Source organism: Rathayibacter sp. PhB179, from assembly GCF_004345345.1.
In the GTDB taxonomy this organism is placed as follows: Bacteria; Actinomycetota; Actinomycetes; order Actinomycetales; family Microbacteriaceae; genus Rathayibacter; species Rathayibacter festucae.
In genome coordinates, this window is record NZ_SLVD01000001.1 from 450,672 (window position 1) to 472,223 (window position 21,552).

The following is a 21,552-nucleotide window of genomic DNA, read 5'->3' on the forward strand; positions in this document are numbered from 1 at the left end:
TCAGCCCTTCACGGCGCCGGCGAAGGCGCCCTCGACGAAGTAGCGCTGGAACATCAGGTAGACGATCAGCACGGGGAACACGGACATGATGGTGAAGGCGTTCAGCGGCCCGTACGAGCTGGTGAACTGCGACTGGAAGCCCTGCAGCGCGAGCGGGATCGTCCAGGAGTCCTGGCTCTGCAGCAGCGCGAGCGCGATGGAGTACTCGTTCCAGGTGGAGACGAAGTCGAGGATGAACAGCGCGGCGAGCGCCGGGCGGGCCAGCGGCAGGATGATCGTCAGGAACAGCCGCCAGTTGCCGGCGCCGTCGATCCGCGCGCTCTCGTCGATCTCCTCGGGGATCTGGCGGAAGAAGCCGTAGAGGATGAAGGTCTGGTACGGCAGGCCGAACGCGATGTACGGCAGGATGATGCCGAAATTGCTGCTCAGCAGCCCCAGCCCGTTGATGACCTGGAAGAGCGGCGCGATCGCGACCTGGATCGGCACCATCGCCCCGAGCGCGATCACGCCCATCAGCAGGCGCTGCCGGCGGAACCGCATCCGCGCCAGCGCGAAGGCGGCGGCCGCCGAGATGAAGAGGCCGATCGGCACCTTGAAGAGCGCGATGATCAGGCTGTTGCCGCCCGCGGTGAGCAGATTGCCGCGGTCGAGCGCCTCGACGTAGTTGCCGAAGTCGGGCGACCACGGCGGCACGAAGGCCGGCGTGCTGAAGATGTCGGCCTCGCTCTTCAGCGAGGTGAAGACCATGAAGATCAGCGGGACGGCCCAGATCAGGACGGCGAAGACCAGCGCGATCCAGAGGCCGATCCGGATGTAGTCGCGGCCGCCGACCGGGCGGCGGGGGCGCTTGGGCGGCGCGACCAGGCCGGGTGCGCTGGTCGGGATGCTCGTGACGCTCATGAGTTCTTCTCCTGACGAGCCGTCCACACCATGTACGGGACGACGATGACGAGGGTGATCACGAGCAGGACCGTGGCGATCGCGTTGCCCTGGCCGTACTCGTGGTTGTTGAAGGACTGCTGGAACGACCACAGCGCGAGCACCTGCGTCTGCTGCGCCGGGCCGCCGCCGGTCATGCCGACGATCAGGTCGAACACCTTGATCGAGTTGATGATCGTGAGGACGACGACGATGACCGTGGTCGGCCGCAGCGCCGGGATCGTCACGTTGCGGAACACCTGCCAGGCGTTCGCGCCGTCGAGCCGGGCCGCCTCGACGTGATCGGGCGAGACGCTCTGCAGGCCGGCGAGGAAGAGCACCATGTTCGTGCCCGCGATCTGCCAGACGAAGGCCGCGAAGATCGAGTAGAGCGCGAGGTTCTTGTCCCCGAGCCACTGCACCTCGGCCAGCCACGGCAGGTCGAACAGCTGCGCGAGGTTGACGCCCACGCCGTAGTTCGGGTTGTACATCCAGCGCCACATGTTCGCGATGGCGATCGGGGCGAGCACGCCCGGGATGTAGAAGAGCGAGCGGAAGGCGTTGCGCCCGAACAGCGGGCGGTTCAGCGCCAGCGCCATCACCAGCCCGAGGCCGACCGGGATGAAGAGCGAGAGCACCACCCAGATCAGGGTGTTCGAGAACGCGGTCCAGAACACCGGGTCCTGGGTGAAGATGCGGACGTAGTTCTGCAGTCCGACGAAGACCTGCGGGGCGCCCTGGAAGCCGGACCACTCGAAGAAGCTGAGCCGCACCGACTCGAGCGAGGGGCCGACCACGAAGACGAGGTAGGCGGCCAGCGCCGGCGCGAGGAACGGCAGGGCGGCGAGGAAGCCGGTGCCGCCGAAGCGGGCGAGGGCCCGGCGGCGCGGGTGCTTGGGCCGCGGCTGCTCCGGGGCGGCCCGCCGCGGGCGGGCGGGGGTGGATGTCGTCATGTCGGACCTCTCGGACGTCTCGGACGCGGGGTGCTCGGGCACGGCGGCGCTCGGGCGGAGGGGACGCGCGGCCCCCTCCGCCCCGGGCGTCACTGCTGGTCGATGAACTTCTGGAACTCGGCGCCGGCGTCGGCCGGGTCGAGGTCGCCGGTCGCGACCAGGTTCTGGATGCGCCAGTACTCGGTGGTCTGCGACTGCGAGAGGTTCTGGTCGTTGTTCATGTAGACGCCGGTCGCCGCCTCGGTGATCGGGTTCCAGAGGGCGTCGAAGGCGCTCTGGTCCTCGGGGGTGACGTCGACGTTGACCGAGCGGCTGCCGAAGGTGGCGATGAACGTGGCCTGCGCCTCGGGCGAGGTCAGGTAGTCGAGGAACTTCGCGGCCTCGTCGGCGTGCTCCGAGTTCGCGGAGATGTAGTTGTTCTCGTTGAAGCCGTAGATGCGGTCGGTGCCCGTGGGGAAGGCGAAGATGCCGACCGAGTCCTCGGACATCCCGGCGTCGCGGATCTGCTGGTTGAACCAGTCGCCCTCGATCGCCATGGCCGCCTTGCCGGCGAAGAAGAGCGAGCTCGACTCGTCGTTGTTGATCGAGATGAAGCCGTCGTTGACGTAGTCCTCGGTCCAGGTGGCGAACTCAGTGAAGGTGTCGGTGACGCAGGACTCGTCGGCCCAGCTGGCCTCGCCGGTGACGAGGGCCTGGTAGCCGTCGGCGCCGCACTCGGTCTCGAGCAGGCTGTCGAGCAGGCGCATCACGTGCCAGTTGACGGTGCCGCCGAACTCGAACGGGGTGATTCCCGCGTCCTTGAGCTTCCCGGCGTCCTCGACGAGCTCGTCGTAGGAGGCGGGCGCGGCGTCGATGCCGGCCTGCTCGAAGAGGTCCTTGTTGTAGAAGACCGCCTCGGTGCGCTGGGTGTAGGGGACGCCGTCGTAGCCGCCGTACTGGGTGACGGTGGAGAGCGTGGTGTCGGAGAAGCGGTCGGCCCAGCCGTACTCGTCGTAGTACTCCTTCAGGTCCAGGCTCGCGCCGGCGTCGATGAACTCGCCGCCGAGACCGGGGCCGGCCCAGGAGAAGAAGAGGTCGGGGGCGCCGCTCGTGCCGAGCGTGGTGCGCAGCGCGTCCTTGTGCGCGTCCACCGCCCGCTGCTCGACCTTGACGGTGATGTCGGGGTTCGCCTCCTCGAAGTCGCTGACGATCTCGTTGATCGTCGCGTTCGCGGAGTCGGCCGACTCGGTGAGCTTGAACCAGGTGATCTCGGTCTTGCCGCCGGAGTCGCCGCCGCTCGCGGAGCAGCCGGCCAGGCCTGCGAGGAGGAGAGCGCCCGTGGCGAGGGCGACGGATCGGGTCAGAGCATGGGAACGGGTCAGAGCACGCATCGTCGCGTCCTTTCGCTGCTCGACATCGCAGCAGCGCGACGTCGACGTCGGATCCGCCGATCAGGGCCGGAACTGGAGCTCCCGCGGCGGTGGATGAGGGATACGTTATCGATAACACATTCGGGCGACAATGCGCGCAACCGGTTGATGGGTCACGATCGGGTAACGGCGATCGGCCCGGAATCGGCTCAGTAGAGTGAGCGGGTCGCCGCCAGGGAGGGAGCCTCGATGTCGAGCACGTCCCTGCCCCGCGCGCGGCCGAGCATGGCCGACGTCGGGCGGCACGCCGAGGTCTCGGCGCAGACCGTCTCCCGCTTCTTCACCGGCGGCTACGTCGCTCCGGCGACCCGGGTGCGCATCGAGGCGGCCATCGCCGAGCTCGGCTACCGGCACAACCGCGTCGCCCGGAACCTCCGGGTCCAGCGCACCGACACGGTCGGCTTCCTCGCGATGGGGCCGCTGAACTACGGCCACTCCGAGCTGCTGACCGGGGTGAGCCGGGCCGCGCGCGCCGAGGGGCTCTCGCTGATCACGGCCCTGCTCGAGGTCGGGCCGGACGCCCCCGGAGCCCGCGAGGAGATGCGGCACGCGGTCGACAAGCTCCTCTCCTTCCAGGTCGACGGGATCATCGTCGGCACGCCCTACGGCGGGCTCGACGAGCTGGTCGAGTACATCGCCGCCTCGGTGCCCGTTGTGACGCGCTCCGAGCGCGGCGGCCCCGTGGGCGACTCGACCTACGCCGACTCGTACGGTGCCGGCTACCTCGGCACCCGGCACCTGCTCGAGCTCGGGCACCGGCGGATCCTGCACCTCGCGGGCCCCGGCGACCGCAACGAGGCCGTCGACCGCGAGCGCGGCTACCGGGCGGCGCTGACGGAGGCGGGGGTCGCCCCGCTCGAGGTGCTGCGCTGTGCGGAGTGGGACGCCGAGTCGGGAGCCGCGCAGGGCCGGGCCGTCGATCCGGAGTCGTTCACCGCGGTCTCGGCCGCCAACGACCAGATCGCGCTCGGCTTCCTCCGCGCGATGTCCGAGCGCGGCCGGACGGCGCCCGGCGACTACTCGATCGTCGGCGTCGACGACATGCCCGACTCCGCGTACTACTCGCCACCGCTGACGACGATGCACCTCGACCACCAGCTGCTCGGCGAGAAGGCCCTGCAGATGCTGGCCGCGCGCATCCGCACCGGCGAGCGCCAGGAGCGGACCGCGGTCACCGCCCGCCTGGTGCTGCGCTCGTCGACGGCGCCGCTGCGCTGACGCGCGGTCTCGAGACGCCGCTGCGCGGCTACTCGACCACCATGGGAAGAGCCGCCTGCCTCATGCTGATCGAGTAGCCCTCCCAGAGGGCGTATCGAGATCCACCGTGCTGCAGGACATGGTCTCGAGACGCCGCTCCGCGGCTGCTCGACCAGCACGGGGTGCGGCTCGACCGGCGTGCTGCCGGCCTCGTGAGTCCGCTGCGTGCCCGTCTACGGCAGGCGGATCAGGCGGGCTCCCCGGACCTCCAGGTGGACGAGCGCTCCCTCCGGAGTACGGCCCGACACCTGGGTGATGCTCGAGACGCGCCTCGTCTCGAGATCGTGCGCGGAGAGCGTCGTCGACCGGGTGAGGGTCCGGGTCTCGCCCGGCGCGAGGAAGACCCGCTCCTTCCCGCCGCGCAGCCGCACGTCCTGCAGCTCGACGTCGCCGGTGTTGGTGACCGTCACGGTCCACGTCACCCTCGTGCCGATCCTCGGCTTCTCCCCCGGAGCGAGGGCCGGCGAGCCGGCGACGCGGCCGGCGAGCCCGGGCACCGCGGGGTGCTCGACCGCGTGGGTCGGCGTGGGCGTGGGCGTGGACGTGGGTGTGGGTGTGGGTGTGGGTGTGGGTGTGGCCGTCGGAGTCGGCGTCGGGGCAGGAGTCGGCGTCACGGCGGGGATCGGCAGGCGGTAGGAGTAGTCGGGACTCGCATACGAGCCGGTGGGAGTGGGGATCCGGCCGAAGCTCCCCGCGGTCTCCGCGTATCCCCTGTCGAGATCCTGCTGCGTGACCGTCCTGTTCTGGACGACGTCCGTCGACCGCCCCGGCTCGATCCGGGTGCCGGCCAGCGTGAGCGGGACGTCGCCGGTGTTCGCGACATGCAGCGTGTACTGCACCGGAATGCCGACCTGCACCGTCTCGCCCGGCTTGATGAGGAACTTGCCGGTGACGGTGATCGTCATCCCGGGATGCTCGACCACGGGTCCCGCCGACGGAGCGGACGTCGGCGTGGGGACGGTCGTCGGCGACGGGGCGACGGTCGGCGCGGGAGCAGGAGGCCCGGAGTCCACCGTCAGCGTCGCACCCGGAATCGGGATCCGGACGGAGTAGGACGGAGTGGTGTAGAAACCGGTCGGCGTGGGCACCCGCCCGAGACTCCCCTCGACCTGCACGAAGCCCTGCTTCAACTGCTCCGGACTGGCGTCCGCGATCAGGGGGAGGTCGACCGAGTGGCCGGGCTGGAGCAGCATCCCCTCGATGACGAGTGGGACATCACCCGTGTTCACGACGTGGCGGAAGATGTGCAACGGGGTCTCGACCGAGACCGTCTCCCCCGGCCTCAGGTCGAAGCGTCCGGTGACGGTGATCGTGATCCCGGGGTGCTCGACCGCGACGGACGGCTGCGGACCGGCGCCGGGGATCCGGAGGAAGTACTCGGCGATGGAGTACGGGACGGTCGCGCCCGCGGGGGTCCTCAGGGTGCCTTCGTCGCCGGCCGTCCGGACGACCCCGAGGACGAGGTCCTCCGGTGCGACAGTTTGATTCTCGATCCATTCGTATGTCGCACCGACGGCGAGCTCCTCCCGGAGGCCCTTCAACGGGACGTCGCCGGTGTTCTTCCAGCGGTAGGTGAACGTGACCGGGGTGCCGACCACGATCGGCCGACCCGGCTCGACGACGAACGCTCCGGTCACACTCGTCTCGACGGCGGGGTGCTCGGCCGCCTGGGTCGGCACCGAGGATGACGGGGCGGGATCAGCGGCCTGGGCGGTGGTCGCCGCCGCGCCGAGCAGCGCGACGGTCATCAGGACGGAGGCGGCGGCCGCGGGGCCGCGGTGGCGACGGCGGGTGCGGAGGGGCCGGGGGCGAGGACGGGACACGGGTGCTCCTCAGGGGTGGCGAGCGGGGTTCGGGGGTCGAGCCCGGACAGGGTCGCACCCCGGCCGCGCTCGCGCCCAACCTCTGACACCGACGCGGCAGAACGGCACGGATCGTGCGGTGCAGCTGGACCTCAGCTGCGCGCGGACTCCACGGCGGACAGGCGGGCGAGCAGCTCGGCCAGGTCGCGGCGCACCACCGGGGCCTCGAGCGCGTCGCGGTCGGCGGCGTCGTAGGCACCGGCGAAGGCCTCGAGCTGGCGGTGCAGCTCGGTGCGCGCGGTGCCGCGGGCGACGGGCTCGAGGCGCTGCGCCAGGCGGACGCCGGCGCGGACCACGAGCGGCTGGTCCAGCGCGTAGGCGCGCAGGGCGAGGTAGACCTCGGCCAGGAGGTCCGCGGCGGTCGGCCAGGTGCACCACAGCCGGGCGACGCCGTCGGCGTCGCGGAAGCGGGTGCGCGGGCCGTCGCCCCGGCAGAGCTCGACGAGCGCGCCGGTCAGGGCGTCGAGTGCGCTGACCGCGGTGTACGGGTCGTTGGTGCCGGTCGCGAGGCCGCGGACGCCGATCTCGACGACCTGCTGCACGGCGTAGCGGAGGTCCTGGTGCGGGGTGCGCGCGTCGGCGATCACGACCGCGGCGAGCGCCGCCTCCTCGAGGTCGCTCCCGCCGACGAGCTCGAGCACGGGGTCGCCGGCCAGGACGTGGTCGCCGGGCGAGGCGAGCGTCCGCAGCACCGCGTCGTGGCGGGCGCCGAGTGCGACGAGGCGCTCGAACTCGAGCTGCTCGACGTAGCCGGAGCGCGGCGCCGTCAGCACGACACCGCCGGCGGGGAAGGGCTCCTCGCGCCGGTCCCGCTCGTCTTCGTCGCCCGACAGCTCCGCGATGACGTCCTCGAGCTCGCCGAGCACGCGCTTCTGCAGCGTGGTCACCTGCACCGACAGCGCGATGTGGTGGATGAAGTAGACCAGCACCGCGACGTCGCCGACGGCCAGCACCACGGCGAAGCCGACCGCGACGACGGGCACGAAGGCGAGGGTGGCGTCCTCCTCGGTGTGCACCGAGCGGAGCACGATGAGCGAGTAGAGGAACGTCGAGGTCAGCACCGCGAGGACGACCTGGTTGCCGCGGTCGGCCATGAAGTTGCGGACCAGCCGGGGCCCGTAGGCGGAGGACGTGGTGGCGAGGACGGAGATCGTGATCGAGAACGAGGTCGCGGCGACCCCGAGCATGGTGCCGCCGATCGCGGAGAGGATCGCCCGGCCGCCGGTCGCGGAGAGGTCCTCGACGAGGGGGAGGTCCTGGATGCCCGCGCGGATCAGCAGCCGGTCGAGCTCGATCAGCCCGAAGGCCAGGGCGATCGCGAGGACGCCGAACAGGGTGGGTAGGAACCAGAACGATTCGCGGGCGTGCAGGAGCCGGGAGCGCATCCTCGAAGGCTAGACGGGCGGGTCTCCTCCATGCTGATCGAGCAGCCCTCGAGAGGGCGTATCGAGGTCCGCCGTTCTGCCGGACGTGGGTCTCGATACGCCCTGCGGGCTACTCGACCAGCATGGGTCGCCGCCCCTGCGGGCAATCGCGGCCTACGGGACGATGACCGCGCGGCCGCGGACCGTGCCGTCGTGCAGGTCGGCGTAGGCCCGGGGGGCGTCGGCGAGGGCGTAGCGCTGCACCTCGACGTCGATGCGGCCCGCCTTGGCGAGCTCGAAGACCTCGATCAGCTCGCTGCGGGAGCCCCAGTAGGGGATCCGCAGGGCCGCGTCGTAGGCGATCGTGCCGAAGCCGACGGTCGCCTGGCCGCCGCCGATGCCGACGATGGTGACGTCCGACTCGACGGCCGCGACCGCCGTGGCCGTCGCGATGGTCGGGCCGGCGCCGACGAAGTCGAAGACGGCGTCCGCGCCCAGCCCGCCGGTGATCTCGCGGATCCTCTCGGCGGCGGAGGCGTCGCTGATCAGCGTGACGTCCGCTCCGACGTGCTTCGCCAGCTCGAGCTTCTCCTCGCTGACGTCGAGCGCGATCACCGTCGCGCCGGAGAGCGCCTTGAGGATCTGGATGCCGACGTGGCCGAGCCCGCCCGAGCCGATGACGACGGCGTAGGTGCCCGCGCCGAGCTTCGGGAGGCTGCGCTTGATCGCGTGGTACGGCGTGAGCCCGGCGTCGGTGAGCGAGACGTTCTTCACCGGGTCGAGGTCGCCGATCGGGATCAGGTGGCGGACGTCGTCGACGATCATGTACTCCGCCATCGAGCCCTGGTTGCCGAGGCCGGGCGGGCGGATGCCCTCCGCCTCGGCGTTGGTGCAGTAGTTCTCCGCGCCGCGCGAGCAGTTGAGGCAGTGGCCGCAGCCCCACGGTCCGTAGACGGCGACGGCCTCGCCGATCTGCAGGCCGGTCTCGACGCCGGGGCCGAACTCCTCGATCACGCCCGCACCCTCGTGGCCGAGGGTGAGCGGCAGCGGGTAGTGCTGGGCGAGGTAGTCCTCCTCGGGGAGGCTCATCACGTAGTCGTCGGAGTGGCAGACGCCGGCGGCGGTCACCTTCAGCAGGATCTCGCCCGGACCTGGCACGGGCTTCTCGATCTCGACGACCTCGGGGGCCTGTCCGACGGTGGTGTAGCGCAGTGCCTTCACGGTTCCTCCTTCGCCGGGCCGCGCTCCGCGCAGTCCGACATCTGTCTGCTATCGGGTGCCCCTCCAGTATCCGCCGCTCTCCGTCGGCGCGCTCGGACCGCCGGGGAGGGTTGACCTCGGCCCTCGCGCAGGACGAGGTCCGAGCCGTGGTGTATCCATGGGGAGGGCGCAGGCGGACCGCCCGGGACGACGGAAGGCGCGAGGACATGGCCCCACCGCGCCGGAAGGCGACGCTCGAGTCGGTCGCCGAGCGCGCCGGGGTCTCGCTGAAGACGGCGTCGAACGCGGTCAACGGCACGGGCCGGATGGCCGACGGCACGCGGGAGCGCGTCCGGGCCGCGGTCGCGGAGCTCGGCTACACGGTGAACGTCGCGGCCCGCAATCTGACCCGCGGACGGACCGATGCGGTGACGCTCGCCGTGCCGACCCTGAAGGCCGCCTACCTCGCCGAGCTGGCGGAGGCGGTCATCGAGACCGCCCGCGACATGGACCTCGCGGTCTCCGTCACGACCTACCCCGACGACGGCGGGGACGGCTCGCGCCGGCTGCTGCAGCGCTTCAACTCGCAGCTCACCGACGGGCTGCTGCTCTCGCTGTCGGAGCACGAGACCCTCGACCGCTCGGCGCTCGCCGTCGAGTACCCCCTGGTCTGCCTGGGGACCCGCGACACCTACGAGCTGGTGGACCGGGTAACGACCGACGACGTCGCCGACGCCCGCGCGGCCACGGCGCACCTCCTCGCACGCGGCAGCACCGCGCTGGCCGTCGTCGGCGCGCACTCGCCCTTCGACGCCGACCGGATCGGCGCCGCCCGCGAAGGGAACGCCGAGCAGCGGCTGCGCGGGGTCGTCGAGGAGCTCGCCGCCGCGGGCCGCGCGCTCGATCCGCGCCTGGTGGGCGTCACGGGCTACGACTGGACGATCGGCTCCGGCTTCCGGGTCGCCCGCGCGCTCGTCGAGGCGGGGGTGCCGTTCGACGGCCTGGTCTGCTTCAACGACGTCCTCGCGACCGGCGCGATCTCGGCCCTGCGCGAGGGCGGACTGCGCATCCCGGACGAGGTGCAGGTGATCGGCTTCGACGACATCGAGGAGTCGGCGTTCCTCTCCCCGCCGCTCACCTCGATGGACTCGCGGATCGAGTGGATCGCCCGCACGGCGCTCGAGCGGCTGGTCGCGCGGATCGACCGGGTGGAGGCTCCCGCGACCACGCTCTTCGCCCGATCGCAGGTCGTCGCCCGCGGCACGACACGCTGATCAGAGAAAAGTCTCCTTGCCCTCACAGGATCCTCCAGGCTAGATTCGCGTTCGTGGTACAGCGCTGTACCACGGTGGACCTGCGACGACGGAGGCACGACATGACGCGTACGACGACGAGGCGGCTCCCCGCCCTGATCGCTGCTCTGCTCGCCGGGCTGCTCGTGCTCGCCGGCCTGTCGCCCCTCGCCGGGCAGACCGCCGAGGCCACCGAGATCCGGACGACGACGGTCGCCTTCACCGAGACCACGACCGTGCGCGGCACGCCGGACGCCACCTTCTACGAGGGCGCCTGGTCGAAGAACAGCACGCACACCTGGGCGACCGGCGGCGCGGCCTTCGAGATCGCCTTCACCGGCGAGACGGTCGCCCTCTCGGGCCGGAAGGCCACCACCAACGGCACCGCCGACGTCTTCGTCGACGGCGTGAGGATCGGCTCGGCCGACTACCGCGGCACCCGATCGACCACGACGGTCCCGATCGCGAGCTTCACCGGGCTCGCCCCCGGCGACCACGTCCTCCGGGTCGTCACGGTCGGCTTCATCAACCACGCCTCCGCCGAGTTCACCAGCGCCGTGCTCGTCGACGAGCGCGCCCGCCTCGCCGCCGCGCTCGACCGGGTGGGCGCGCTCGCCGCAGCCGACTTCACCGCCGCCTCCTGGGCCCCCTTCTCGACCGCCGTCGCGACCGCGACCGCCGCCCGCGACGACGCCGCCTCGACCGACGCCGCCCTGCTGGCCGCCCGCAGCGCCCTCGAGGCCGCCGAGACCGGCCTCGTCCGGATCTCGGGACTGCGCGAGCGGCTCGACGAGTACCGCACCCGCGTCCCCTCCGCCTACACCGCCGCGTCCTGGGCACCGTTCGCCGCGGCGACGGTGACCGCGGGCGAGGTCCTCGACGACGCCGGAGCGAGCGCCGCCGCCGTCGTCGCCGCGAAGAACGGGCTGCAGACCACCGCCGCCGCCCTCGTCCCGCTCGCCGACGGCACGCTCGAGACCATCGAGAACGATCGGTTCTGGCTCGACACCGCGGGCGACCCGATCTTCTCCCAGGGCGGCGGGATCTTCCGCTTCGGCGACCGCTACTACTGGTACGGCGTCGAGTACACCGGCTCGCAGCTCTACTACGACTCCCCGACCCGCACCTACACCCGGGCCGGCGAGGGCGACTTCGTCGCGGTGACCGCGTACTCCTCCGAGGACCTCGTGAACTGGACGTTCGAGAACGACGTCGCCACGAGGGACACCGCGCTGCACATCCCCGCCTCGAAGGACGTCACGGGCAGCTACTTCTCGGACATGGAGACGCTCGCCGACGCGGTCTGGATCGGCCGGCTCGGCGTCGCCTACAACGAGCAGACCGGGAAGTACGTCCTGCTCACCCAGTTCGAGAGCCCCGACCCGGCCCGCGTCACGAACGCCGGAGTCCTCTTCCTCAGCGGGGACTCGCCCGTCGCCGACTTCAAGTACGCGAACCTGCAGACCCATATCCCCGGCGTCTACCGGAACCCGAGCAAGCCGGGCTGGGAGCAGGGCACCGGCGACCAGACGGTCTTCACGGACGACGACGGCGCGGACTACCTCGTCTTCTCCTACCGCGACGGCCGCAGCCGCACCTACGTGGGCCGGATCAGCGACACCGACTCGCTCTCGGTCGAGACGGCCGTCGAGGTCTACCGCGGCGCCGGGCGCGAGGGCAACGCGATGTTCAAGCTCGACGGCCAGTACTACGTCGCGAGCTCGGACCTGCACGGCTGGAACACCTCGCAGACCTACCTCGTGCGCTCGCTCGAGGGCCGGATCCAGGGGCCGTACTCGAGCATGTACGTGCTGCCCGGCACCGAGAAGGACTACAGCCACGTCACCCAGAGCGGCTTCTTCCTGACGGTGCAGGGAACCGAGCAGGACACCGTGATCTACGCCGGCGACCGCTGGGCCGACTTCGCCTGGAACGGCCTCGGCTACAACCAGTGGCTGCCGCTCAGCGGGACCGGCGCGGACGTCCGCTTCGAGTCCCTGAGCGAGTGGGACCTGAACGCCCGCTCCGGCGAGTGGCAGGTCGGCGCCGGCAACAACTGGATCCTCAACCCCGACTTCGCCGCCGACCGGATCGCGGTGACCACGGTCACCGGCTGGACGCAGACCACCGACCCCGCCTCGACGACCACCGGCTTCGTCTCGAACCCCTCGCCCGGCGCCGACGGCTCGCGCTACGCGCTCCGGCTCGGCGCGGCGCAGGCCTTCTCGGGCGGGGTGCAGCAGCAGGACGAGGTCCCCGCGGGCGTCTACACGCTGTCCCTCCGCGCGGACCGGCCGGGCGGACTCGACTCCGCGCGGATCGTGGTCACCGGCGCGGACGGCGTCGAGCACCGCACCGAGATCCCCGCCACGAGCGGCTGGGCCGACGTGCGCTCGGCGGAGTTCTCGCTGCCGGCCGGCACCGCCACCGTCGCGATCCTGGCGAGCGGCCCCGGCGGCGCGGGCCTGACGGTCGACGCGCTGGCCCTCCGGCGCCAGGCCGCGGCCACCTGGTCGGCGACCTCCGTCTACCAGCAGGGCGACAGCGTGCTCTTCCAGGGCTCGCTCTGGCGGGCCTCGTGGTGGACGAGCAACCAGACCCCCGGCGACCCGAACGGCCCGTGGCAGCAGCTCGCGACCGCACCCGACGGCACCGCGGTCTGGACGGCCTCGCGCATCTTCGACACCGGCGACGTCGTCGTCCACCAGGGCCAGCGCTACCGCGCGAAGTGGTGGACCCGCAACCAGACCCCGGGCGACCCGTACGGGCCCTGGCAGCCGCTCGGCTGAGCCCGGGCGCCCCCTCCGCTTTTTCCTCCCGCAGCACCACTGCATCCGCAGCAGCACTGCACTTCCCACACAGCACCCCCACCCACACAGAAGGAACGAATCCGTGCGAAGAAGCTCCAAGAAGTTCACGACCGTCGTGGCCGTCTCCCTGCCCCTCGTCCTCGCGCTGAGCGCCTGCGCGGCCGGCGGCGGCGGTGGCGGGAACGCCGCCGGCGGAGGCGACGGCGACGAGACGCTCAGCGTCTGGGCCTGGGACCCGGTGTTCAACATCGCGGCCCTCGAGGAGGCCGAGAAGATCTACCAGAAGGACCACCCGGACTTCAAGCTGGACATCATCGAGACCCCCTGGGACGACCTGCAGCCCAAGCTGACCACCCTCGCCCAGTCGCAGCAGTACGAGGAGCTGCCCGACGTCTTCCTGATGCAGAACAACGCGTTCCAGAAGAACCTCGTCAACTACCCGGAGATCTTCAGCGAGCTGCCCGCCGACGCCGTCGACTTCACGGAGTTCCCCGAGGCCGTCGCCGCCTACTCGACCCTCGACGACGTGCACTACGGCGTGCCGTTCGACTCCGGCACCGCGGTCACCGCGCTGCGCACCGACGTCCTCGAGGCGGCCGGCTACACGATCGACGACTTCACCGACATCACCTGGGAGGAGTTCCTCACCAAGGGCAAGGACGTCCTCGCGAAGACCGGATCGCCGCTGCTCTCGGGCCAGGCCGGCTCCTCGGACATGATCATGATGATGCTGCAGAGCGCCGGAGCCAGCCTCTTCGACGACGAGGGCAACCCCACCATCACCGACAACGACGCGCTGCTCGCCGCGATCGACGTCTACAAGCAGCTCGTCGACTCGGGCGTCTTCGTCGAGGTCAACTCGTGGGACGAGTACCTCGGCACCTTCGTGAACGGCTCCGTCGGCGGCACCATCCAGGGCATCTGGATCGTCGGCTCCATCCAGACCGCCGAGGACCAGGCCGGTGACTGGGCGATCACGAACGTCCCCTCGCTCGACGGCATCTCCGGCGCGACCAACTACACGGCCAGCGGCGGATCGTCCTGGGCGATCAGCGCGAACGCCGACGTCGACCTCGCGGCCGACTTCCTCGCCTCGACCTTCGCCGGCTCGACCGAGCTCTACGACACGATCCTGCCGAAGTCCGGCGCCGTCGCGAACTGGCTGCCCGCCGGCTCCTCGACCGCCTACGAGCAGCCGAACGAGTTCTTCGCCGGCCAGCCGATCTTCGCCGAGGTCGCCGAGTTCGGCGCCGAGGTGCCGAGCAACAACACCGGCGCCTACTACTACGAGGGCCGCGACGCCGTGAGCGCCGCGATCACGCAGATCATCGGCGGTGCGGACCCCGCCTCGGCGCTGGAGGAGGCGCAGAAGAACGTCGAGTTCGCCATGAGCTAGGGCTCGCCGCGAGCCGGCGTCACCGAGACCCGACGTCGCCGCGAGCCGGCTCGCACCCCGGGCCGGGGAGGACTCCTCCTCCCCGGCCCGTCCCTCCCCATCCCTCTCCTTCCGAGAATGCGAGCCCGCCCGTGTCGACCTCCGCCCCTCCGCGCCCGCGCCTGCGCGTCCCACCCCGGCCGCAGCGCGATCTCCGCAGCCGCCCGATCCGCATGACCGGGGAGCGCCGCCGCAGCCTCACCGGCTGGGCCTTCCTCCTGCCGGCGGCGGTGCTCATCTTCCTGGTGAGCTTCCTGCCGATGATCCAGGCCTTCCTGCTCTCGCTGCAGACCGGCCGCGGGGCGAACCTCAGCTACGCGCAGCCGTTCTGGCTGAACTACGAGCGCCTGCTGCAGGACGAGATCTTCCGGCTGACGCTGCAGAACACCTTCATCTACCTGATCATCCAGGTGCCGGTGATGCTGATCATGGCGCTGGTGCTGGCCAACCTGCTCAACACCAGGAACCTGAAGTTCAAGACCTTCTGGCGCACCGCGATCTTCCTGCCGTGCGCCGTCTCCCTCGTCGCCTACTCGCTGGTCTTCCGCACGATCTTCGCCAACGACGGCTTCGTCAACGACGTGCTGATGGGCATCGGCCTGATGGACTCGCCGATCAACTGGCTCGGCAATCCGGACACCGGGCGCTTCGTCATCATCCTCGGACTGCTCTGGCGCTGGACCGGCTACAACATGGTCTTCTACCTGGCGGCGCTGCAGAACGTCGACTACTCGAGCATCGAGGCCGCGCGGATGGACGGCGCGAACGCGCTGCAGACCTTCTGGCACGTCACGATCCCGCAGCTGAAGCCGATCATCCTGCTCACCGCGATCATGTCGACCAACGGGACGCTGCAGCTCTTCGACGAGTCGTGGGCGCTGACCAGAGGCGGCCCGGCCTACACGACCATGTCGATGTCGCACTACCTCTACGAGGTCTCGTTCCTGAAGAACCCGAACTTCGGCTACGCCTCCGCCCTCTCCTACGTGATCCTCATCCTCGTCGCGGTCCTCGCGTTCGTTCAGCTGAAAGTCGGTGACAAGCGTGATTGAGCGCGTCAGCACCCTGCCCGCGATCGAGGACGTCGAGTCCGTCACTCCGAGCGAGTCCGTCCCCGTCCGCAGCGCGCCGCTGTCCTCGCGGCTGCGCGGCCTGCCGAAGTACCTCTTCCTCTCGGTCTTCGCGCTCTTCTCGATCTTCCCGCTCTACTTCATGGCCGTCTCGGCGACGAACACCAGCCAGGACGTCCTCGACTCGCGGATGATCCCGGGCCTGGCGCTCTTCGACAACTTCGCCGGACTGCTCGATCTGCAGGACGTCGGCTCGGCGATGTGGAACTCGGCGACCGTCGCGGTGGGCACCACGGTGCTCGCGCTGATCGTCTGCTCGATCGCCGGCTACGGCTTCGAGGTCTTCCACTCGCGGGCAAAGGACCTCCTGATGGCGGTCCTGCTGATCGCGATCATGATCCCGTTCGCGGCGACGATGATCCCGCTCTTCCAGGTCTTCGCCGAGGTCGGGATGATCAACTCCCTCGGCGCGGTCATCATCCCGGCGATCTCGACCCCGTTCCTGATCCTGCTGTTCCGGCAGGCCTCGCGCTCGTTCCCCTACGAGATCATCGAGGCCGCGCGGATCGACGGGGTCAGCGAGCTCGGGATCTTCGCCCGGATCTACCTGCCGTCGATGCGCTCGACCTATGCCGCGGCCGCGGTCATCACCTTCATGACCGCCTGGAACAACTTCCTCTGGCCCAAGGTCATCCTCGTGAACAACGACTTCCAGACCATGCCGATGCTGATCTCGAACCTCAGCGCGGGCTACGTCGTCGACTACGGCGTGCTGATGCTGGCCGTCTTCCTCGCCTCGGTGCCCACCGTCATCGTCTTCATGGTCCTGCAGCGCTCCTTCGCCGAGGGCATCACCGGGGCGATCAAGTGAGCCTCGCGGAGCTCCCGGGCGAGGCGGCGTCGACCGCCGGGTTCGACCTCGCGCGGCTCTCCGACCCCGGCTTCTTCGCCGAGAACCGGCGGCCGGCGCACTCCGACCACCGCTGGTTCCGCTCCTCGGACGAGGCCGCGACGGGCGTCAGCTCGTTCGAGCAGTCGCTGAACGGGCTGTGGCGGATCCACTGCGCGCCCCGCCCGGCCGACGCACCGGCCGGCTTCGAGCGGCCGGACTTCGACGCGGGCGACTGGGAGCTGATCCCCGTGCCGGCGCACATCCAGCTGCACGGCCACGACCGCCCGCAGTACGTGAACACGCAGTACCCCTGGGACGGGCGCGAGAGCATCCTGCCCGGGCAGGCCCCCGAGCGTTTCAACCCGACGGCCTCCTACCGGACGACCTTCGAGCTGGACGCGCCGCTCGCGCCCGGCGAGCGGATCGCGCTCGACGTGCGCGGCGCCGAGAGCACGATCGCGCTCTGGCTGAACGGCGTCTACCTCGGCTTCTCGGCCGACAGCTTCTCGCCCGGCGAGTTCGACCTCACCGAGGCGCTGCTGCCCGGCGAGAACCTGCTCGCCGCGCAGGTGGTCAAGTGGAGCGCCGGCTCGTGGCTCGAGGACCAGGACTTCTTCCGCTTCTCCGGGATCTTCCGCGACGTCGTGCTGCTGCGCCGCCCGCGCGTGCATGTCGAGGACCTCCGCGTGCGGACGTCGGTCGACGACGACGGGGCCGGCATCGCGGTCGAGCTGCGGCTCGACGGCGCGGGCTCGGCGACGGTCGAGCTCGACGGCGTCGGCCCGCTGCGGCTCGATCCGGACGGCGTGCACCGCCTCCGGCTCGCGGAGCCGCGGCTGTGGAGCCCCGAGGACCCGCACCTGCACCGCCTGACGGTGCGCGTGCGGGACGCGGACGGCGCCGTGACCGAGGTGGTCCCGCAGACCGTCGGGCTCCGCCGCTTCGCGATCGAGGACGGCGTGCTCAGCCTCAACGGGCGGCGGGTCGTCTTCCGCGGGGTCAACCGGCACGAGTTCGGCCTGCAGGGGCGGGTCGTCGACCGGGCGCAGACGGAGGAGGACCTCCGGATCCTGAAGCGGGTGGGCGTCAACGCGATCCGCACCAGCCACTACCCGAACAACTCCTACTTCTACGACCTCGCCGACGAGTACGGCTTCCTCGTGATCGACGAGATGAACCTCGAGACGCACGGGCTGTGGGACCGCGTCCGCTACCTCGACGCGCCGCTCGCCGAGTCGGTGCCCGGCGACGACGGCCGGTGGGCGCCCGCGCTGCACGACCGGGCGCGGAGCCTGCTCGAGCGCGACAAGAACCACCCGAGCGTGGTGATGTGGTCGCTCGGCAACGAGTCGTTCGGCGGCACCGTCCTCCGCGATCTCGCCGACTGGTTCCGCGCGGTCGACGACCGTCCGGTCCACTACGAGGGGGTGCACTGGGACTCCCGCTATCCGGAGACGACCGACGTGGTCAGCCAGATGTACACGCCGGCCGCCGAGATCGAGCAGTACCTCGCGGAGCACCGCGACAAGCCGTTCCTGCTCTGCGAGTACGCCCATGCGATGGGCAACTCCTTCGGTGCGGTCGACCGCTACCTCGATCTCGCCGAGCGGGAGCCGCTGTTCCAGGGCGGCTTCATCTGGGACTTCGCGGACCAGGCCGTCGCGATGACCGACCGGCACGGGGTGCCGTTCCTCGGCTACGGCGGCGACAGCGGGGAGTCGCCGCACGACGGCGACTTCAGCGGCAACGGGATCCTCTTCGCCGACCGCACGCCGACGCCGAAGCTGCAGGAGGTGGCGCACCTGTACCAGCCGTTCCGCGTCGACGTCTCGGCGTCGGAGATCGTGATCGGGAACCGGCTGCTGGCCACCTCCTCCTCCGCGTACGCGGCGGTCGTCGTGCTGCGGCGCGAGGGACGCGTGCTGGCGGAGCGGGAGCTCGCGACCGACGTCGCCGCGGGTGGGTCGTCGACCTACCCGCAGCCGGTGCCGCTGCCGGAGCTGCCGGGCGAGTACACGCTCGACGTCGAGCTCCGGCTGCGCGAGGACACGCGGTGGGCGACGGCGGGACACGTCGTCGCGCGCGGGCAGCACGTCTTCGAGATCGCGGGGTTCTCGCGGCCGGAGCACGCGCCGAGGCCCGAGCTCATCGACGGCACCCACAACGTGGGCGTCGTGGGCGGGCACTTCAGCGTCCTCTTCTCCCGCCTGCACGGCGGGCTGATGTCGTACCGCTGGGGCGGCGGGCCCGAGGGCGGCCGGGAGCTGCTCACCTCGATCCCGATGCCGTCCTTCTGGCACGCGCCGACCTCGAACGAGCGCGGCTGGGGCGGTCCCTTCGAGGACGGGCAGTGGCTGCTGGCGAGCCGCTACGCGCGGGCCGCGGGCGAGGCGCTGCGAACGGCGCGGGTGTCCGTCGAGGAGCGCGCGGTGGTCGTCGGCTTCCGCTACGAGCTGCCGACCACTCCGCGCGCGGTCTGCGACGTCGACTACCGGGTCACCGGCGACGGGCGGATCGAGGTGACCGTCGCGATGACGGTGCCGGACGGACTGCCCGATCTGCCCGAGTTCGGGATGCAGCTGACCACCGGCGCCGACGCGCACCGGCTGCGCTGGTACGGCGACGGACCGGACGAGTGCTACTCCGACCGCCGGCTCGGCGCGCGTCTCGACGTCTGGGAGAGCGACGTCGCGCGCGAGCTGACTCCCTACCTGAAGCCGCAGGAGTCGGGCAGCCGCACGGGAGTGCGCTGGGCCGAGGTGACCGACGACGCAGGCTTCGGGCTGCGGCTCGACTGCGCCGGCGAGATGGAGTTCTCGGCCCTGCCGTGGACCCCGTACGAGATCGAGAACGCGCAGCACCCGAACGAGCTGCCGCCGGTGCAGCGCACCGTGCTGCGCCCGGCGCTGCGCCGCCGCGGCGTCGCGGGCGACGACTCCTGGGGCGCCCGCCCGCACCCCGAGTACGAGGTCCGGCCGCTCGACGGCCGCCTCGAGTTCCGCTTCGGCCTGACGGGCGTCGGCGGCTGACGCGCGGGTCTCGCTACGCCGCTGCGCGGCTACTCGACCAGCATGCTGGCGCCCCCTCTGCCGGTCGCGCGCATTGTGCTGGTCGAGCAGCCCGCGCCGAGGCCCTCCATGCTGGTCGAGTAGCCCGGGCCGCGGCCCTCCATGCTGGTCGAGTAGCCCGGGCCGCGGCCCTCCATGCTGGTCGAGTAGCCCGGGCCGCGGCCCTCCATGCTGGTCGAGTAGCCCGCGCCGCGGGCGTATCGAGACCCCGCCGCGCACAACATCAGCTGAGAGCACAGGGCCTCCCCTGTCAGCGGAGGGACCCCCGTCTCAGCTGATGTTGTGCAGGACTTAAGCGGCAACCCGCACAACATGCCGGCCGCGCAACCCGCGCCGCGGCCCTCCCTGCTGGCCGCGCACCCCGCACCCATGCTGGTCGAGTAGCCCGCGCAGCGGGCGTATCGAGACCCACCCACCCACCCCACGCACTCCCCCGCAACAGCCCCGAAACGCGCGCTCGCTAGGGTTCCCGGAGCAGTGCCGGCGGACGCCGGCCGGAACGCGGGAGAGCATGCAGAAGCGGATCGTCCTCGGAGTCTTCGAAGCGGGCACCCCGCACGTCGGCGGCACCATCAGCTGGTCGCACCCGCGCAGCCGCGACGGCGACTTCCGCGACATCGACTACTGGCAGCGGATGGCGCGCCTCCTCGACGACGCCGGCTTCGACTTCCTCTTCTTCGCGGGCGGCTCCTTCGGCTACTCCTCCCGCCGCGGCGAGCTCTCCGACGTCCTCGTCGAGGCCGGCATGACCTTCGCGCTCGACGGCGCGTACCTCATCCCCGCGCTGGCGGTCGGCACCGAGCGGCTGAACTTCGTGGTCACCAGCACCACCGGCGCCGACCACCCGCTGCACGCGGTGCGCAAGTTCTCCACCCTCGACCACGTCACCCGCGGCCGCATCGGCTGGAACATCGTCACCGGCGCCTCGCAGAACACGATGGCCGCGATGCTCGGCCAGTCCGCGATGGTCCCGCACGACGAGCGCTACCGCGCCGCGCAGGAGTACGTCGACGTCGCCTTCTCCTTCTGGGAGGGCGGCAACGACGACGACGTCATCGTGCTCGACCACGAGCGCAACGTCTTCGCCGATCCCGAGAAGATCCGCCCGGTCGCCTACGAGGGCGAGTTCTACCGCTCGCACGGCTACCACACGCTGCCGCCGTCGCCGCAGCGCTCGCCCCTGCTCTTCCAGGCCGGGACCTCGCCGGTGGGCCGCGCCTTCGCCGCGAAGAACGCCGAGTGCGTGTTCGTGCAGGGCTCGACCTACGGCAAGGTCAAGGCGGACATCGTGGACATCCGCCGCCGGGCCGCGGAGAACGGCCGCGACCCGCAATCGGTGAAGGTCATGGTCGGCGTCACGATCGTCGTCGCACCGACCTCGGCGGAGGCGGCGCAGCTGCGCGCCGAGTTCGACGCGCTGCAGACCGACGAGCTGGCCGCGCACTACTACGCCGGCAACACGGGCGTCGATCTGCTGGCCTACGACCTCGACCGCACGCTCGCCGAGCAGCTGGTCCTCGACGACCAGGCCGGGCAGATGGGCACCAGCAACATCGAGCGCTTCCTCACCCGCCCGGACGGCACGGCGCCGACGGTGCGCGAGATCCTCGACGAGCTGAAGGGCAAGGGCACCCGCGGCTTCGCGATCACCGGCGACCCCGTCGAGGTCGCCGACGAGCTCGAGCGGATGATGGACGAGACCGACCTCGACGGCATCATGCTCGAGGCCGTCTTCGGCCTCGCCTCGATGCGCGACTTCATCGAACTCGTGCAGCCCGAGCTGCGGCGCCGAGGCCGCCTCGACCCCGAGCCCACCGGCGCCACCTTCCGCGAGCGCATGCTCGGCACCGGCCCGCACCTCGCCCCCGAGCACCACGCGGCCACCTTCCGCCCCTGAGCCGGCGGGTCTCGATACGCCGCTTCGCGGCTACTCGACCAGCATGGGGTGGGGCCCGCCGTGCTGCGGGTCGGCCCCGATTCATGCTGATCGAGTAGCGCTCGCAGAGCGCGTATCGAGATCCG

The 21,552-nt window shown here is 71.1% G+C and carries 15 protein-coding genes; 8 read left to right on the plus strand and 7 right to left on the minus strand.

Going from position 1 to position 21,552, the window contains the following annotated elements; translation table 11 throughout:
- The 3 genes from EDF43_RS02165 to EDF43_RS02175 form a co-directional block, all read right to left on the minus strand.
- The gene (locus tag EDF43_RS02165) at window positions 1-900 is read right to left on the minus strand and encodes a carbohydrate ABC transporter permease (protein ID WP_123734670.1); all 900 of its coding nucleotides are present in this window, start codon (window positions 898-900) and stop codon (window positions 1-3) included.
- Window positions 897-1,871: a sugar ABC transporter permease gene (locus tag EDF43_RS02170; protein ID WP_132435196.1), complete on the minus strand. Its 975-nt coding sequence runs from the start codon at window positions 1,869-1,871 to the stop codon at window positions 897-899. The genes EDF43_RS02165 and EDF43_RS02170 overlap by 4 nt, the downstream gene beginning before the upstream one ends.
- 89 nt (window positions 1,872-1,960) lie before the next feature.
- On the minus strand, window positions 1,961-3,241 hold the full coding sequence (locus tag EDF43_RS02175; RefSeq protein WP_132435198.1) for an extracellular solute-binding protein: 1,281 nt from the start codon (window positions 3,239-3,241) through the stop codon (window positions 1,961-1,963).
- A 228-nt stretch (window positions 3,242-3,469) separates the two neighbouring features.
- On the opposite strand from EDF43_RS02175, the gene EDF43_RS02180 reads away from it, so the two are divergent.
- Entirely contained in the window at window positions 3,470-4,498 is a 1,029-nt protein-coding gene (locus EDF43_RS02180; protein ID WP_132435200.1) for a LacI family DNA-binding transcriptional regulator, read from the plus strand.
- 212 nt (window positions 4,499-4,710) lie between these two features.
- Here EDF43_RS02180 and EDF43_RS02185 read toward each other — a convergent pair whose 3' ends face one another.
- The 3 genes from EDF43_RS02185 to EDF43_RS02195 all read right to left on the minus strand — a co-directional run bounded on the left by EDF43_RS02185 (window position 4,711) and on the right by EDF43_RS02195 (window position 8,984).
- Window positions 4,711-6,360 carry a hypothetical protein gene (locus tag EDF43_RS02185; RefSeq protein ID WP_132435202.1) on the minus strand — a complete coding sequence of 550 codons (1,650 nt, stop codon included), beginning with the start codon at window positions 6,358-6,360 and terminating at the stop codon, window positions 4,711-4,713.
- Window positions 6,361-6,491: 131 nt separating this feature from the next.
- Window positions 6,492-7,784 carry a DUF2254 domain-containing protein gene (locus EDF43_RS02190; RefSeq protein ID WP_132435204.1) on the minus strand — a complete coding sequence of 431 codons (1,293 nt, stop codon included), beginning with the start codon at window positions 7,782-7,784 and terminating at the stop codon, window positions 6,492-6,494.
- Window positions 7,785-7,937: 153 nt separating this feature from the next.
- Window positions 7,938-8,984: an NAD(P)-dependent alcohol dehydrogenase gene (locus EDF43_RS02195; RefSeq protein ID WP_132435206.1), complete on the minus strand. Its 1,047-nt coding sequence runs from the start codon at window positions 8,982-8,984 to the stop codon at window positions 7,938-7,940.
- 206 nt (window positions 8,985-9,190) lie between these two features.
- On the opposite strand from EDF43_RS02195, the gene EDF43_RS02200 reads away from it, so the two are divergent.
- From EDF43_RS02200 to EDF43_RS02225, 6 genes are all read left to right on the plus strand, one after another.
- Window positions 9,191-10,237 carry a LacI family DNA-binding transcriptional regulator gene (locus EDF43_RS02200; RefSeq protein ID WP_123734665.1) on the plus strand — a complete coding sequence of 349 codons (1,047 nt, stop codon included), beginning with the start codon at window positions 9,191-9,193 and terminating at the stop codon, window positions 10,235-10,237.
- Window positions 10,238-10,338: 101 nt separating this feature from the next.
- Window positions 10,339-13,044 carry a carbohydrate-binding protein gene (locus tag EDF43_RS22470; RefSeq protein ID WP_132435208.1) on the plus strand — a complete coding sequence of 902 codons (2,706 nt, stop codon included), beginning with the start codon at window positions 10,339-10,341 and terminating at the stop codon, window positions 13,042-13,044.
- A 103-nt stretch (window positions 13,045-13,147) separates the two neighbouring features.
- Window positions 13,148-14,461, plus strand: coding sequence for an extracellular solute-binding protein (locus EDF43_RS02210; RefSeq protein ID WP_132435210.1), 1,314 nt, complete (start codon window positions 13,148-13,150; stop codon window positions 14,459-14,461).
- A 131-nt stretch (window positions 14,462-14,592) separates the two neighbouring features.
- Window positions 14,593-15,552, plus strand: a complete 960-nt coding sequence (locus EDF43_RS02215; RefSeq protein WP_243699270.1) for a sugar ABC transporter permease — start codon at window positions 14,593-14,595, stop codon at window positions 15,550-15,552.
- Window positions 15,545-16,441, plus strand: a complete 897-nt coding sequence (locus EDF43_RS02220) for a carbohydrate ABC transporter permease (protein ID WP_243581115.1) — start codon at window positions 15,545-15,547, stop codon at window positions 16,439-16,441. The genes EDF43_RS02215 and EDF43_RS02220 overlap by 8 nt, the downstream gene beginning before the upstream one ends.
- Window positions 16,438-19,491, plus strand: coding sequence for a glycoside hydrolase family 2 TIM barrel-domain containing protein (locus tag EDF43_RS02225; RefSeq protein ID WP_132435212.1), 3,054 nt, complete (start codon window positions 16,438-16,440; stop codon window positions 19,489-19,491). Before EDF43_RS02220 ends, EDF43_RS02225 begins: the two co-directional genes overlap by 4 nt.
- Window positions 19,492-19,520: 29 nt before the next feature.
- Here EDF43_RS02225 and EDF43_RS02230 read toward each other — a convergent pair whose 3' ends face one another.
- Window positions 19,521-19,700: a hypothetical protein gene (locus tag EDF43_RS02230; protein ID WP_132435214.1), complete on the minus strand. Its 180-nt coding sequence runs from the start codon at window positions 19,698-19,700 to the stop codon at window positions 19,521-19,523.
- 341 nt (window positions 19,701-20,041) lie between these two features.
- Here EDF43_RS02230 and EDF43_RS02235 point away from each other — a divergent pair, with 341 nt between their 5' ends.
- A complete protein-coding gene (locus EDF43_RS02235) occupies window positions 20,042-21,427 on the plus strand; it encodes an NtaA/DmoA family FMN-dependent monooxygenase (protein WP_132435216.1) in 1,386 nt (461 codons plus the stop codon).
- Window positions 21,428-21,552 lie beyond the last annotated feature (125 nt).

Coding starts and splice junctions, on each gene's coding strand:
- EDF43_RS02175 (WP_132435198.1), bottom strand. CDS start 3,241: ATGCGTGCTCTGACCCGTTCCCATGCTCTGACCCGATCCGTCGCCCTC.
- EDF43_RS22470 (WP_132435208.1), top strand. CDS start 10,339: ATGACGCGTACGACGACGAGGCGGCTCCCCGCCCTGATCGCTGCTCTG.
- EDF43_RS02180 (WP_132435200.1), top strand. CDS start 3,470: ATGTCGAGCACGTCCCTGCCCCGCGCGCGGCCGAGCATGGCCGACGTC.
- EDF43_RS02170 (WP_132435196.1), bottom strand. CDS start 1,871: ATGACGACATCCACCCCCGCCCGCCCGCGGCGGGCCGCCCCGGAGCAG.
- EDF43_RS02230 (WP_132435214.1), bottom strand. CDS start 19,700: ATGGAGGGCCGCGGCCCGGGCTACTCGACCAGCATGGAGGGCCGCGGC.
- EDF43_RS02235 (WP_132435216.1), top strand. CDS start 20,042: ATGCAGAAGCGGATCGTCCTCGGAGTCTTCGAAGCGGGCACCCCGCAC.
- EDF43_RS02200 (WP_123734665.1), top strand. CDS start 9,191: ATGGCCCCACCGCGCCGGAAGGCGACGCTCGAGTCGGTCGCCGAGCGC.
- EDF43_RS02165 (WP_123734670.1), bottom strand. CDS start 900: ATGAGCGTCACGAGCATCCCGACCAGCGCACCCGGCCTGGTCGCGCCG.
- EDF43_RS02190 (WP_132435204.1), bottom strand. CDS start 7,784: ATGCGCTCCCGGCTCCTGCACGCCCGCGAATCGTTCTGGTTCCTACCC.